Consider the following 13,842-nt stretch of genomic DNA (forward strand, 5'->3'; position numbering starts at 1 on the left):
TTGTTCGGGTACACTCTGAGCCTGTAAAACCGACTCTCACCGAATCACTTTTCACGTTCTCACGAGGTTTGCCATGGCTGATTACAAAGCGCCGCTGCGTGATATGCGCTTCGTCCTCAACGAAGTCTTTGAGGTCGCCACCACTTGGGCCCAATTGCCGGCATTGGCAGACACCGTTGACGCCGAAACCGTAGAGGCCATCCTCGAAGAAGCCGGCAAGGTCACCGCCAAATCCATCGCCCCGCTCAGCCGCGGTGGCGATGAACAAGGTTGCCGTTGGGACAACACGGCAGTGTTCACCCCGGACGGTTTTCCACAGGCCTACAAAACCTACGCCGAAGGCGGCTGGGTGGGTGTGGGCGGTGATCCTGCCTTTGGCGGCATGGGCATGCCCAAGGCCGTGTCGGCCCAGGTCGAAGAGATGATCAACTCGTCGAGCCTGGCGTTTGGCCTGTATCCGATGCTGACGTCCGGCGCCTGCGTGTCGATCAACACCCACGCCAGCGAAGACCTCAAGGCCACCTACCTGCCGAAGATGTATTCCGGTGAATGGGCCGGTTCCATGTGCCTGACCGAGGCGCATGCCGGGACGGATCTGGGGATTATTCGGACCAAGGCCGAGCCACAGGCGGACGGTTCCTACAAAGTCAGCGGCACCAAGATCTTTATCACCGGGGGTGAACATGACCTCACCGAAAACATCATCCACTTGGTACTGGCCAAGCTGCCGGACGCGCCGGCGGGTCCGAAGGGCATCTCGCTGTTCCTGGTGCCGAAGTTCATGGTGAACGCCGACGGCAGCCTGGGCGAACGTAACACGGTGAGCTGTGGTTCCATCGAGCACAAGATGGGCATCCAGGCGTCGGCGACCTGTGTGATGAACTTCGACGAAGCCGTGGGTTACTTGGTCGGCGAGCCGAACCGTGGTCTGGCGGCGATGTTTACCATGATGAACTACGAGCGTCTGGGTGTGGGTATCCAGGGCCTGGCGTCCGGCGAGCGTTCCTACCAGAACGCGATTGAATACGCGCGCGACCGCGTGCAAAGCCGTGCACCCACCGGCGCCCAGGCCAAGGACAAGGTGGCCGACCCGATCATCGTGCACCCGGACGTGCGTCGCATGCTGCTGACCATGAAGGCCTCGAACGAAGGCGGCCGTGCGTTCTCCACCTACGTGGCGACGCAACTGGACATCGCCAAGTTCAGTGAAGATGCTGTTGCCCGCGAGCGTGCGGATAACCTGGTGGCATTGCTGACGCCGGTGGCCAAGGCGTTCTTGAGCGACCTGGGCCTGGAAACCACCGTGCTGGGCCAACAAGTGTTTGGCGGCCATGGCTACATTCGCGAGTGGGGCCAGGAGCAACTGGTGCGGGATGTGCGCATCACCCAGATCTACGAAGGCACCAACGGTATCCAGGCGCTGGACCTGATGGGGCGCAAGATCGTTGGCAGTGGCGGGGCGTTCTACACCTTGTTTGCCGATGAGATCCGCGCGTTCATCGCCTCGGCGGGGCCCGAGCTGGCTGAGTTCACCAAACCGCTGGGCGTGGCGGTGGATAACCTGGATGAGTTGACCGCCTGGGTGCTGGACCGCGCCAAGACCAACCCGAATGAAATCGGCGCGGCGTCGGTGGAGTACCTGCACGCCTTCGGCTACATGGCGTATGCCTATATGTGGGCACGCATGGCCAAGGCCGCGCTGGGCAAAGAGTCGGAAGAAGACTTCTACGCCAGCAAGCTCGGCACCGCGCGTTTCTACTTTGCCCGCCTATTGCCACGTATTCATTCGCTGAGTGCGTCGGTAAAAGCCGGTAGCGAATCATTATTTTTGCTGGATGAAGCCCTGTTCTAAGGGCTTGGAGGGCGTGTAAGCATTCTCTTACATGACGTGCTGCTATTCGTCCTCTATCGCCAGATTGGATCCACCGATAATCTACTTCACATGGACGTCGCGCAGGAAGCGCAAAGCAACAACACGGACACGTAGGATTCTGCCAGGATGGCGGAGTGAAATGGATGTCAGGGAAACAGTCTGCAAAGCCCCGCTTCGGCGGGGTTTTCTTTTGCCCGCGAAAAAGTCAGGCGATGATCTGCGGGGCATTCATCACGTCTTCCAGCAACGTGCGCAGCAACGCCACCGTCGCCTGCTGGCGCTGCACATCGCGGCACACCAAGCCCACTTTCAGCGGCACCCTGGGTTCACTCAAGGGTTTCCACAGCAGCGACTGGCTATTGTGTTCATCCTGGGAACGTCCCGGCAGCACCGTCGCCAGTTTTGTGTGAGGCAAGCTGTCGAGAATCCCCACCATGGTATTCAGTTCCGCCTGTACTTGCGGGCGGCGTCCGAGGTTGGCCAGTTGGCCCTGCCAGATCTGACGGACCTGAAACTCTTCGCCCAGCAGCAACATCGGCAACTCGGCCGCCTGCTTCAGCGAGACTTTCTTGAATTCGCGCAAGGGATGGTCCTCGGGGATCACCACCTTCAACTCATCTTCGTACAACAACACGCCGTGCAGCCCTGGTTGGCGTGGCGGCAGGTAGCTGATGCCGATGTCCAGCGAGCCATTCAGTAAGCGCCGCTCAATCTCAAGTCCGGTCAATTCGTAGATCTGCACCACCAGGTGCGGCTGGGCCTTGCGCACGCGCTCGAGCATCTGCGGCACCAGGCTGGTGTGCACGGTTTGCAGCACGCCGATGGCCAGCGTGCGCATCGCCTGACCCTTGAAGTTGCGCAACGCTTCCACCGCCTGTTGCAGGCCATCGATCAGCGGCAGGGCGTGGTTGTACAGTGTATGCGCCGCCAGTGTCGGGAGCAGGCGCTTGCTGCTGCGCTCGAACAGGCTGACATCCAAGTTCTGTTCCAGCTGGCGAATCTGTTGCGACAGCGCCGGCTGGGAGATCGACAGGCGCTCCGCGGCACGGCCTACGTGGCCTTCCTCATACACCGCGACGAAATAACGCAGTTGCTTGAAATCCATAAGGCTTACTTATCGAAAAAGCTGGAAAAACGAAATGGCTGTTGGCCCCTGAGGCGCCTAGTCTAGCGCCTATTCGCAGGGCTTACAGGGCCGGATCGGGCAATGAACAGCGTTTATGTTGATAGCGTTTACATAGGCAAGGCAAACAATCTTCAACCAGGTTACACCGCGCGTACCGACCAAGGTCCGGTTGCCAGCAGGGGTGAGGTGTGAACCTGTTCAATATGCGCCGCGCGGCGCCGAGCCTGGACGACCTGATCCTCGATACGCCAGGCGACAGCGCTTCCAGCGAAGCGCTGATGCCCACGGTGGCGCGGCCGGCTCAAGTATTTGTGCGTGGCCAGGGTTCCTGGCTGTGGGACAGCGACGACCGCGCGTACCTGGACTTCAGCCAGGGCGGCGCCGCCAACAGCCTCGGCCACAGCCCGCAGGTATTGATCAAGGCGTTGGCCGACCAGGCGCAGGCGCTGATCAATCCGGGCCACAGCTTGCATAACCGCACACAACTCAACCTCGTCGAGCGCCTTTGCCATCGCACCGGCAGCGACCAGGCGTACCTGCTCAACAGCGGTGCGGAAGCCTGCGAAGCCGCGATCAAACTGGCGCGCAAATGGGGCCAGCTGCATCGCGGCGGCGCTTACCGCATCATCAGCGCGAGCAGTGGTTGCCATGGTCGCAGTTTCGCGGCGATGTCGGCGTCGGCTGGGGCCATTGAAAACCGATTTGAGCCGCAATTGCCGGGCTTCAGCCACGTGCCGTTCAACGATCTGTCGGCGCTGCATGCCGCCGTGGATGCACAGACCGTCGCGATCATGCTCGAACCGATCCAGGGCGAAGCCGGCGTAATCCCCGCAACGGAGCACTACCTCAAGGGCGTCGAGCGCCTGTGCCGTGAACTGGGGATCCTGCTGATCCTCGACGAAGTGCAAACCGGCATAGGCCGCTGCGGCACCTTGCTCGCCGAACAGCAATACGGCGTACGTGCCGACATCATCACCCTCGGCAAAGGCCTGGGCGGCGGCGTGCCCCTCGCAGCGTTGCTGGCGCGTGGCACAGCCTGTTGTTTCGACGTGGGCGAACTGGAAGGCACGCATCATGGCAATGCGCTGATGGCGTCGGCCGGGGTTGCCGTACTCGATACGGTGCTGGAGCACGGCTTTCTGGAGCAGGTGGGTGAGTCCGGGCTTTACCTCGGTGAAGGCCTGGCCCGCCTGGCCTACCGCTATGACCACGGTCAATTGCGTGGCCACGGCCTGATGTGGGGCCTGACGCTGTCGGATGATTCTGCGGACGCTGTCGTAAAGGCTGCACTGCACGAAGGCCTGATCCTAAACGCCCCGCAACCGAACTGCCTGCGCTTCACCCCGGCCCTGACAGTCAGCAAAAGCAACATCGACGAAATGCTCCTGCGCCTGGCCCGCGCCTTCTCCCGCGTGCGCACCGCACAGCTGCAATGCCGCAAGGGCATCGCCGTTTAATCCCCTATTCCTGAACCGTCTCGCGGCCTACGCGGCGCCTCCGGCCTGATTCTTTTGGCCGGGGGCGTTTTTTTGTCTGTGTAACAACGATGGATGGCCCAACGCCAGATCCCACTGAACCCTCACGAACCGCCAAGGTCGATTAGCTACACGGCTCACACGAGCCGATTTTCTGGAGCTGACCCATGGACATCATTCGTATCATCATCGCCATTCTGCTGCCGCCACTGGGTGTGTTCCTGCAAGTGGGTTTCGCCGGCGCGTTCTGGCTGAATATTCTGCTGACCCTGTGCGGTTACTTCCCGGGCATCATTCACGCGGTGTACATCATCGCCAAGCGCTGAGGCCCTCAGCCTTTTGCGATGAGTCGTGAATTGTGCTCATTGCGAAAGGCCAACTGTTCGATGGTCTGGGTAGCATGTTCAGCTTCTTCCCGTGCTTGAAGGATGATGCCGTGCTGCTCGGACTTGCTGCACACCGGGTCGGCATTGCTCGCATCCCCCGTGAGCATGAAGGCCTGGCAACGGCAGCCGCCGAAGTCCTTTTCCTTCTCGTCGCAGGAACGGCACGGCTCGGGCATCCAGTCGTAGCCGCGAAAGCGGTTGAAGCCAAATGAGTCGTACCAGATGTGCTGCATGCTGTGGTCACGCACATTGGGAAATTGCACCGGCATCTGTCGGGCGCCGTGACAGGGCAGGGCGGTGCCGTCTGGCGTTACTGTCAGAAAAATACTGCCCCAGCCGTTCATGCAGGCTTTCGGGCGCTCCTCGTAGTAATCCGGGGTAACGAAGATCAACTTGCATGGGTGGCCTTCGGCTTCCAGCTTGGCGCGGTATTCGTTGGTGATGCGTTCGGCGCGCACCAGCTGTTCCCGTGTCGGCAACAAGCCCACACGATTGAGCTGCGCCCAGCCGTAGAACTGGCAAGTGGCGAGTTCTACGAAGTCTGCCTCAAGTGCAATACACAGCTCGATGATGCGGTCGATCTTGTCGATATTGTGCCGATGGGTGACAAAGTTCAGCACCATCGGGTAGCCGTGCGCCTTCACCGCGCGAGCCATTTCCAGCTTTTGCGCGAAGGCCTTTTTCGAGCCGGCCAGCAGGTTGTTCACCTGTTCGTCGCTGGCCTGGAAACTGATCTGGATATGGTCGAGACCCGCCTTCTTGAAGTCGCTGATCTTCTGCTCGGTCAAGCCGATGCCGGAAGTGATCAGGTTGGTGTAGAACCCCAGCTTGCGTGCCTCTGCGATCAGCTCGGCAAGGTCCTGGCGCACCAAGGGTTCACCGCCGGAAAACCCCAATTGCGCAGCACCCATTTCGCGGGCTTCGCGAAACACTTTGATCCACTGCTCGGTACTCAGCTCCTTGCCCTGCTCGGCAAAATCCAGCGGGTTGGAGCAGTACGGGCACTGCAACGGGCAACGGTAAGTCAGCTCGGCCAATAGCCACAGTGGCAACCCGATGGCTGGCTTTTCAGGCAAGGGTGATCCAGTGCTCAGCACGGGCGACCTCCATGAATTGCTCGATGTCTTCGCCGAGCTCCGGCACGCCGGGGAATTGTTTATCCAGCTCGGCAATGATTGCCGCCACGTCACGCTCGCCGTCGATCAAGCCGCCGATCAGCGCGGCGCTGTCATTGAGCTTGATCATGCCCTCAGGGTAGAGCAACACATGGCCTTTTTGCGCCGGTTCGTACTGGTAGCGATAGCCCTGGCGCCAGGTCGGTATTCTGCTGCGATCAAAGCTCATAGGGGGATCCCTTTATGCCACACCCGCTGCTCGGTCACGCTGTGATACGGCGGGCGTTTGAGTTCGTAGGCCATGCTCATGGCATCCAGCATGCTCCACAGGATGTCCAGTTTGAACTGGAGAATTTCCAGCATGCGCGCCTGGCCTTCGCGGGTGGTGTAGTGCTGCAGGGTGATGGTCAGCCCGTGCTCCACATCGCGCCGGGCTTGGCCGAGGCGAGTGCGGAAGTATTCGTAGCCGGCTGGGTCGATCCAGGGGTAATGCTGCGGCCAGCTGTCGAGGCGCGACTGGTGGATCTGCGGCGCGAACAACTCGGTCAGCGAGCTGCTGGCGGCTTCTTGCCAACTGGCGCGGCGGGCGAAGTTGACGTAGGCATCCACTGCAAAACGCACACCGGGCAAGACCAATTCCTGGGAGCGCAGTTGGTCCGGGTCGAGGCCGACCGCCTGGCCCAGGCGTAGCCAGGCTTCGATACCGCCGTCCTCACCGGGAGCGCCATCGTGGTCGAGCAGGCGCTGGATCCACTCACGACGGATCTCACGGTCCGGGCAGTTGGCCAGGATCGCCGCGTCTTTCAGCGGGATGTTCACCTGATAGTAAAAACGGTTGGCGACCCAGCCCTGGATTTGCTCGCGGGTCGCGCGGCCTTCGTACATCGCCACATGGTACGGGTGATGGATATGGTAGAAGGCGCCCTTGGCCCGCAGGGCTGCTTCGAATTCGACGGGTGTCATCGGCGTGTCAGTCATCTCGTCAGCTCCTACAGTTCAATGCTCATGCCGTCGTAAGCCACTTCGACATTGCGCCGCACCAGTTCCGCTCGCTCGGGGGAGTCTTCATCGAGGATAGGGTTGGTGTTGTTGATGTGGATAAGTACCTTGCGCTGTTCAGGCAACTGCTCCAACACGTCGAGCATGCCGCCAGGGCCGTTTTGTGCCAGGTGGCCCATTTCGCGGCCGGTACGAGTGCCGACGCCACGGCGCTGCATTTCGTCGTCATCCCACATCGTGCCGTCCACCAGCAGGCAGTCGCTGCCGGCCATGATTTCCAGCAACGGCGCGTCGACCTTGCCCAGGCCTGGGGCATAGAACAGCTTGCCGCCGGTGCGCAGGTCTTCGACGATCAGGCCGATGTTATCGCCTGGGTGCGGGTCGAAGCGGTGTGGCGAGTAAGGCGGCGCGGCGCTGCGCAGTGGCAGTGGGGTGAAGCGCAGGTTGGGGCACGCCGGGATGGTGAAGCTGGCGTCCAGCTCGATGCGGTTCCAGGCCAGGCCGCCGTTCCAGTGGGTGAGCATGGTGAACAGCGGGAAGCCGGTGCTCAGGTCTTCATGGACCATGTCGGTGCACCACACCTGGTGTGGGCAACCTTCGCGCAGGCTCAGCAGGCCGGTGGTGTGGTCGATCTGGCTGTCCATCAGGATGATCGCGCTGATGCCGGTATCACGCAGGGCGCGACCGGGTTGCATCGGTGCAAAACCTTGCAGTTGCGCGCGGATATCCGGCGAAGCGTTGCACAGCACCCAGTTCACGCCATCGTCGGAGATCGCGATGGACGACTGGGTACGCGCCTGGGCCCGCAGGCTGCCATCACGAAAACCTGCGCAGTTCACGCAGTTGCAGTTCCACTGCGGGAAACCACCGCCGGCGGCGGAACCTAGAATCTGGACAAACATGGCAGCTCCATCAAGCTCAAAACAAAAACGCCCCGGGCGAACCGAGGCGTTGTATTACCCAGCGGATTAACGGCTGGCGAAGTACATGGTGACTTCGAAACCGATGCGCAGATCAGTGTAAGCAGGTTTGGACCAGGTCATATTCTTACTCCTACGAAGGGATGGGACGTTCACTACCAAGCAATACATATAGTCCACCTCCAGTCGGAGATGTTCAGCTTTGTGCGTAGGAATGTTACTCAATTCTTTTCAAGTTAGCGCTGTCTTGGTGGAAAAAGCTTTTTGCAGGGGCGGCAATGATCAGTCAGCCGCTTGCCAGTCAACACTGATACGCGGGCCGTTGGCCACGCAGTGCCAGCCGCCGGCAGCGTCGTTCAATTGCTGGGCGGCGCGCTGCAGTGCTTCTCGGGTAGAGGTTTGGATGTGGGTCTGAAGGTGTTCCAGGTAGCCCGGTGGATGGCCCGCCAGATGCGCATGCCACAGCAGTTCGGCGGCTTGGGCGTTGGGCAGTGTCTGCGCTGAGAACTGCTGCGCCAGGACCAGGCTGCCCAGATCTTCGTTGCTGTTGATCAGCGCCGGCAGTTGTTTCAGGAAGGTGTTCAGGTGATCAGCAATGCCTTCCAGGGAGACGCTGGGGGATTGCACGCCGAATAGCAGGCCGGTCTGGCCGTTTATCTGTCGGATGCCGCTGAATACGGCGTAGCCGATTTGCAGCTCTACGCGCAGGCGCTGATAAAACGGCGCCTGGAGCAGATGGCTGAGCAGTCGCCATGCGGCTTCGTCCTCCAGCGACGCGCTCGGTGTCGGGCAAAACAGCAGCAGGGCGGCTTCGGTTGAGTCGGTTTCCACCGCGTGCCAGATACGTTGGCCGCTGAGGGAGGGGAGTACGGGGTTGAGGTTCGCCGGCTGCCCTGGCAAACGGGTCACCGCTGTTTTGATCGCGGCTTCATTCGCTGCGGAGAAGCCCAGCCCCAGGCCTTGCCACGATGTCGAGTCGGAGGTGTTCGCGCTGCAGCAAGCGGGCAGCGCCTTTAGCAAGGCTCGGATGGCAATCATGGGCGGCGAGACGGTTGGGGCAGCCTGCGGTTCGCCCAGGCGTTGCGCCAACACCTCCAGCACGGCTGGGATGGGCTCCTGCAGCCCGACCATCTTCACCAGCCCGTCATTGCCCAGGCTTTCGAACGACAAGTCGACACCCGCCTGCCCGGCATTTTCACGCAACGACTGTACTGCGCTTTCCAAGCCAGACGGGGCAGACTGCCATTGCAGATACAGGGCGCCTTCATCATTGTCACCCTTCAGTGCCTGGCTGAAGACCAGCGCTGATACATCACGACGTCCTCGGGAGCGATCCTGGGCAAAGGTGCGCAACCCTCGGTGGGCGCTGGTCTGGCCGCGAATCAGGCCGGCGCGTTCTTCCTTGACCGGTGGACGCAGGAACGGATTGTTCGGCGGCAGTTGCCACGTATGCGCGGCGGGTGGCAGGTGCAGTGACTCGAGCATGATCCTGAGGGCGATGACAGCCTGTTCCGAGAGTGCCTCGCTGTCGTGTCGCGCCAGTGCCAGGGCGCCTTGGGTCTGTTGTTGGCGAGCGGCCAGCAAGGCGAACTCTTCCCGCAAGGCTGTCCAGTCGCTGTGTGCGAAAAAGCTCAACCAGTCGTGCAGCAACGCCTCGATGTGCGTCGCCGATTCAACAGGACTACTGAGCGTAACGTCGATATCCAACACGGCTTGCCCGGCGAAGTGATACAGCACCGACGCCTGCAGTGCGCTGGCCAGCCCTTGAGTTTTCAGTTGCGCCAGCAACCCGCCGGGTGCCGAGGCGTTGAGCCAGGTGCAGAGGAATTCCAGTGCTTCACGCGGAGCGTTACAGGTGATGACGTGGTGCAGGTGATCATTGGCGATGTGCTGATAGCGCTGCGCTTGCCCCTGCATCAATGCCGGTGGCGCGGAGTGTGGGCGAAGAGGTCCTGAGGTCAGTTGCTCGCTGAACTGCTGTGCCAAGCCTTCCAGCGCTTCCAGCGGCTGTGGACCTGCCAGGCTCAAGGTCATCTGGCCGCTCTGATAGAACTGTGCGTGGAATTCCCGCAATGCCTGCTGAAACGCCTCACGTTCCACCGGCAAGCTGTCGCGATTGCCCGCATGAAAACCCCGCAGCGGGTGGTCAGCCGCCAGCCCCTCCAGTAACGCGACCTGCTGCTGCGCCTTGGCATCCTGAGACCAGGCGACAAACTCGGCGTGCAGCACTTCGCGCTCGCGCAGTTGATCCTCCAGCGTCAGGCGCGGGTGGGTCAGCATGTCCACCAACCGCTCCAGCCCACCGGAAAACGTCGCGACCGGCAGTTCAAAGAAGAACTCCGTGGTGCGCTCGCGGGTGCTGGCATTGACCTGGCCGCCATGCCGTTGCACGTAGGCCATCAACCCTTCGCTCGTGGGAAAACGCTCGGTACCGAGGAACAGCAGGTGTTCGAGGAAATGTGCCAGCCCCGGCCACGCCAGCGGCACGTCATGGCTGCCGGCCGCCACCCGCAGAACGGCGGCACAACGCTTCAAGCGCGGCGCATGTTGCAAGGCTACCCGCAAGCCGTTGGCCAGGGTCAGGTGAAGGTGATGAGGGTGGGCCGGCGCAGGCATGGGCACTTCCGAAACGTAGAATGTGCCCATGTTAACAAACCGCTCACAAACCGGCTGGATCAGGGCTTGTGCAGTGCACCGTATAACTCGGGGCGACGATCTTGCAGGTAGTGATTGGCAGCACGGGCGTCGAGGATCGACTGGCGATCCAGCTCACCGACGATCAGCGCTTCATCCAGGCCCGCCTGGGCGATGCGCAGGCCATTCGGCGCGGCGATGCTGCTTTGCCCGCAGTACTGGATCTCGCCTTCGTGCCCACAGTAGTTGGCGTAGGCCACATAACATTGGTTTTCAAAGGCCCGTGCCCGCACCGTGACATCGGCGACAAAGTCGAACGGCACCATATTGGCGGTGGGCACCAGGATCAGTTCGGCGCCTGCGAGGGCCAGGCGTCGGGTGTTTTCCGGGAACTCCAGGTCATAGCAGATCAGGAAGCCAAGCTTCCAACCGTTGAGCTCCACCAGCGGGAAATCATCGTCGCCGGCGCTGAACATCGAATGGTCCAGGTCACCAAACAGGTGAGTCTTACGGTAGTTGCACAGGCGCTGGCCGTGGGCGTCAATCAGCTGCACGGCGTTGTAGATCTGGCCGTCCTCGGCGCGCTCCGGGTAACCGTACAGAATCGCCAGCCCGGCGCTTTTGGCCAGTTCGCCAATCGCCTGCGCCGACGGTCCGTCCTGTGCCTCGGCCAAGGCGCCAACGGCCTCGGCGCCGATGTTGTAGCCGCTCAGAAACATCTCCGGCAGCACCAGCACGTCGGCGTCGGACGCCTCGTGGGCCAACTGGTGCAGGCGCTTGAGGTTGCCGGCCACATCCAGCGGCAACGGTGGGCATTGGTACAGGGCGACGCGCATGCTCAACTCCTTAATCGGCCAGGGCGATTGGCCCGATTTCATCGAATACATCACCCGGCCCTGGGTTCTCGGGGTGGGTGCTGCCGCCGAAGTGAGTCATGATGCCCCACACCGCGTTCAGCGAGGTTTGCACCGCGCCTTCCACCCAGGCTGGGGTCCAGGACACATCATCACCGGCGATAAAGATCCCACGTTGTTCGGCGGGCATGTCCTTCTGCATGAAGTGCGCATACATCCGCTGGTTGTAGCGATAGTGGCCGGGCAACGCGCCTTTGAAAGCCCCGAGGAAGTGCGGGTCGGCTTCCCAGGACACGGTGATCGGGTCACCGATGATGCGCGCCTTGATATCGACCTTCGGGTAGATCTTGTTCAGGGCGTCGAGGGCCAGCTTCACGCGTTTGTCGATGGGCTGCGGGAGCATTTTCAGCGCGTCACTCATCCACGAGTACGACAGACAGATCACGCCAGGCTTGTCGTCGCCATTGTCGAACAGGTAAGTGCCACGGGTGAGGCGATCGGTCAGGGTCATGCTCATCAGGTCGCGGCCGGTTTCCGGGTCTTTGTCCTTCCAGAACGGGCGATCGACCATCACAAAGGTTTTTGATGACTGCATGTAACGCGTGCGGTCCAGGGCCATCCACATCTTTTGTGAGAACAAGGTTTCGTCGCACTCGATCTGGGTGGTCAGCAGCCAGCTCTGGCAGGTGGTGAGCACGGCGGCATATTCGCGGGTGTCGCCGTAGTTGTCGGTCACCGCGAAACGGCCGTCGGCCGCGTGGGCAATGCGCTTGACCCCGGCGCGCGGTGCGCCACGGTGCAGCGAACTGAGGCTGGTGCCGGCCGGCCAGTGGGCGCACTGCTCCGGTACATGGCGCCAGATGCCCATCGGCACTTGGGCAACGCCGCCGACCACCAAGTGCTGGTGGTCGTCGCAGTTGGTCATGACCACGCGGAAGATTTCCAGCATTGAGTTGGGGAAATCCGAGTCCCAGCCGCCCGTGCCGAACCCGACCTGGCCAAACACTTCACGGTGATGGAAGGACAATTTGGCAAATGCCTCGGAGGTGGCGACGAAGTCGTAGAAGGTGCGGTCGTCCCACAACGGCACCAACGTGTTCCACAGTTCTTTGAGGCGCGGTACGTCACGGTCGCGGATGGCTTGCTGGATATCGCCGAACTGCGAGCCGGCTTCCAGGGCGTCCGCCCAGGCGTCAGCCACTTCCTGGAACAGGACCGGCAAATCGGAGAGTTTCTGTGCGTAGTGAGTCTGGCCTTCGAGGTCGATCACGGTGCTGCCGGACGCCGGGGTCAGCGGGTTGGGGAAGGGTTTGGTCTCCAGGCCGAGCTTGTCCACATAGTGGTAGAAGGCGGTGGACGACACCGGGAAGCGCATGCCACCCAACTCGGCGATGATGCCTTCGGCGCCCTCAAAAGCCTGGGAGCGCAAACGGCCGCCCATTTTCGAGGCTTCGTACACCACCGGCTTGAGGCCCAGTTTCATCAACTCATAAGCAGCCACCAGGCCGGCAATCCCGGCGCCGACGATCGCCACTTCGGCGCCATGATTGGCGACGGGGATGCTGCCCAGGCCTGCTGGGTGTTCAATCCAGTCATCGAAGGCAAACGGAAAGTCCGGACCAAAGATGGTGATGGGTTTTTTGCCGTCGGCGGGGTGGCGATTGGTCTTGCTGAGGGTGCTGGACGGAATGCTCATGGCTGACCTTACTGGCGACATCGGCGGATGTGACCCGCTGAGTATAGGAAAAGATGGCAGCCAGTTTAGGGCGTGTAGCGTTCGTTAATAAGACGCAAAGTGTCGTCGAATTGATCTGTTTTTAGTCAGAATGACGAGCATGGTGATCAGATTGGTTGTCCGCGATCCAATTTGTTACTGAGGATGATTGAGGTGGTGGTTTTCTCCACCCCGTCGACGCTGCCGATCTGGTCCAGCAATTGGTCCAGCTGTTCAGGCGAATCAGTGCGCAGCCACGCGACGTAATCGAACTCGCCACTCACCGCGCATAACTGTTGCACCTGGGCCATAGCACTCAGCCTGCGCAGCACGTCCTTGCCCGAGCGCGCCTGCACGGTGATGCCGACGTAAGCCTGCAAGCCACCGTCGACCACACGTTGCCCGAGGCGCACGCCATAACCGGTGATCACCTGGGTTTTCTCCAGGCGTGCCAGGCGCGACGTCACGGTAGTGCGCGCGATGCCCAACTGCCGGGCGAGCATGGCCACGCTTTCGCGGGCGTTGAGCTGCAGGGCGGCTATGAGTTGGCGATCGATTTCGTCTAGGGCGGGCAAGGTGGGCTCCAGAGTTTGGGCGGTGGCGGGAAGCATATTACAGGCTTCCAGACACACAAAAGCCGCGCAATGCGCGGCTTTCAAGATGGTGGGCCCAGTAGGACTCGAACCTACGACCAAGGGATTATGAGTCCCCTGCTCTAACCAACTGAGCTATAGGCCCTCAGTAGG

At 61.3% G+C, this 13,842-nt stretch carries 13 protein-coding genes and 1 tRNA gene; 3 read left to right on the plus strand and 11 right to left on the minus strand.

Features of this window, described 5'->3' with window-relative positions:
• Window positions 1-73: 73 nt before the first annotated feature.
• A complete protein-coding gene (locus tag AC3ZU9_RS10655; protein ID WP_015886200.1) occupies window positions 74-1,852 on the plus strand; it encodes an acyl-CoA dehydrogenase C-terminal domain-containing protein in 1,779 nt (592 codons plus the stop codon).
• 226 nt (window positions 1,853-2,078) lie between these two features.
• Here the strand turns inward: AC3ZU9_RS10655 and AC3ZU9_RS10660 are convergent, their stop codons facing one another.
• The gene (locus AC3ZU9_RS10660; protein WP_490090682.1) at window positions 2,079-2,978 is read right to left on the minus strand and encodes a LysR family transcriptional regulator; all 900 of its coding nucleotides are present in this window, start codon (window positions 2,976-2,978) and stop codon (window positions 2,079-2,081) included.
• 209 nt (window positions 2,979-3,187) lie between these two features.
• Between AC3ZU9_RS10660 and AC3ZU9_RS10665 the strand changes: the two genes are divergently transcribed.
• Window positions 3,188-4,456, plus strand: coding sequence for an aspartate aminotransferase family protein (locus AC3ZU9_RS10665; RefSeq protein ID WP_490090683.1), 1,269 nt, complete (start codon window positions 3,188-3,190; stop codon window positions 4,454-4,456).
• A gap of 185 nt (window positions 4,457-4,641) precedes the next feature.
• On the plus strand, window positions 4,642-4,800 hold the full coding sequence (locus AC3ZU9_RS10670) for a YqaE/Pmp3 family membrane protein (protein WP_010207008.1): 159 nt from the start codon (window positions 4,642-4,644) through the stop codon (window positions 4,798-4,800).
• Between the two features lie 5 nt (window positions 4,801-4,805).
• On the opposite strand, the gene pqqE is transcribed toward AC3ZU9_RS10670, so the two are convergent.
• The 10 genes from pqqE to AC3ZU9_RS10720 all read right to left on the minus strand — a co-directional run bounded on the left by pqqE (window position 4,806) and on the right by AC3ZU9_RS10720 (window position 13,834).
• On the minus strand, window positions 4,806-5,936 hold the full coding sequence (gene pqqE, locus AC3ZU9_RS10675) for a pyrroloquinoline quinone biosynthesis protein PqqE (protein WP_490090684.1): 1,131 nt from the start codon (window positions 5,934-5,936) through the stop codon (window positions 4,806-4,808).
• The gene (pqqD, locus tag AC3ZU9_RS10680) at window positions 5,929-6,204 is read right to left on the minus strand and encodes a pyrroloquinoline quinone biosynthesis peptide chaperone PqqD (RefSeq protein ID WP_015886196.1); all 276 of its coding nucleotides are present in this window, start codon (window positions 6,202-6,204) and stop codon (window positions 5,929-5,931) included. The genes pqqE and pqqD overlap by 8 nt, the downstream gene beginning before the upstream one ends.
• The gene (pqqC, locus tag AC3ZU9_RS10685; protein WP_015886195.1) at window positions 6,201-6,953 is read right to left on the minus strand and encodes a pyrroloquinoline-quinone synthase PqqC; all 753 of its coding nucleotides are present in this window, start codon (window positions 6,951-6,953) and stop codon (window positions 6,201-6,203) included. Before pqqC ends, pqqD begins: the two co-directional genes overlap by 4 nt.
• 11 nt (window positions 6,954-6,964) lie before the next feature.
• Window positions 6,965-7,876 (minus strand): pyrroloquinoline quinone biosynthesis protein PqqB, encoded by a 912-nt coding sequence (pqqB, locus tag AC3ZU9_RS10690; protein WP_015886194.1) that lies wholly within the window; start codon window positions 7,874-7,876, stop codon window positions 6,965-6,967.
• Window positions 7,877-7,942: 66 nt separating this feature from the next.
• Window positions 7,943-8,017, minus strand: coding sequence for a pyrroloquinoline quinone precursor peptide PqqA (pqqA, locus tag AC3ZU9_RS10695; protein WP_003194766.1), 75 nt, complete (start codon window positions 8,015-8,017; stop codon window positions 7,943-7,945).
• 159 nt (window positions 8,018-8,176) lie between these two features.
• Window positions 8,177-10,510: a pyrroloquinoline quinone biosynthesis protein PqqF gene (gene pqqF / locus AC3ZU9_RS10700; RefSeq protein ID WP_490090691.1), complete on the minus strand. Its 2,334-nt coding sequence runs from the start codon at window positions 10,508-10,510 to the stop codon at window positions 8,177-8,179.
• A gap of 59 nt (window positions 10,511-10,569) precedes the next feature.
• Window positions 10,570-11,364, minus strand: a complete 795-nt coding sequence (locus tag AC3ZU9_RS10705; RefSeq protein WP_015886192.1) for a carbon-nitrogen hydrolase family protein — start codon at window positions 11,362-11,364, stop codon at window positions 10,570-10,572.
• Window positions 11,365-11,374: 10 nt separating this feature from the next.
• The gene (locus AC3ZU9_RS10710) at window positions 11,375-13,078 is read right to left on the minus strand and encodes a flavin monoamine oxidase family protein (protein WP_015886191.1); all 1,704 of its coding nucleotides are present in this window, start codon (window positions 13,076-13,078) and stop codon (window positions 11,375-11,377) included.
• 146 nt (window positions 13,079-13,224) lie between these two features.
• On the minus strand, window positions 13,225-13,671 hold the full coding sequence (locus AC3ZU9_RS10715) for an Lrp/AsnC family transcriptional regulator (protein WP_043206337.1): 447 nt from the start codon (window positions 13,669-13,671) through the stop codon (window positions 13,225-13,227).
• A gap of 86 nt (window positions 13,672-13,757) precedes the next feature.
• Window positions 13,758-13,834: transfer RNA gene (locus AC3ZU9_RS10720), tRNA-Ile, on the minus strand.
• Window positions 13,835-13,842 lie beyond the last annotated feature (8 nt).

This window comes from Pseudomonas sp. A39 (genome assembly GCF_058145955.1).

Bases quoted from the DNA above. Each gene is read 5' to 3' on its own strand.
- AC3ZU9_RS10705 (WP_015886192.1), bottom strand. From the start codon at position 11,364: ATGCGCGTCGCCCTGTACCAATGCCCACCGTTGCCGCTGGATGTGGCC.
- AC3ZU9_RS10670 (WP_010207008.1), top strand. From the start codon at position 4,642: ATGGACATCATTCGTATCATCATCGCCATTCTGCTGCCGCCACTGGGT.
- pqqF (WP_490090691.1), bottom strand. From the start codon at position 10,510: ATGCCTGCGCCGGCCCACCCTCATCACCTTCACCTGACCCTGGCCAAC.
- AC3ZU9_RS10710 (WP_015886191.1), bottom strand. From the start codon at position 13,078: ATGAGCATTCCGTCCAGCACCCTCAGCAAGACCAATCGCCACCCCGCC.
- pqqB (WP_015886194.1), bottom strand. From the start codon at position 7,876: ATGTTTGTCCAGATTCTAGGTTCCGCCGCCGGCGGTGGTTTCCCGCAG.
- pqqD (WP_015886196.1), bottom strand. From the start codon at position 6,204: ATGAGCTTTGATCGCAGCAGAATACCGACCTGGCGCCAGGGCTATCGC.
- AC3ZU9_RS10655 (WP_015886200.1), top strand. From the start codon at position 74: ATGGCTGATTACAAAGCGCCGCTGCGTGATATGCGCTTCGTCCTCAAC.
- pqqC (WP_015886195.1), bottom strand. From the start codon at position 6,953: ATGACTGACACGCCGATGACACCCGTCGAATTCGAAGCAGCCCTGCGG.
- AC3ZU9_RS10660 (WP_490090682.1), bottom strand. From the start codon at position 2,978: ATGGATTTCAAGCAACTGCGTTATTTCGTCGCGGTGTATGAGGAAGGC.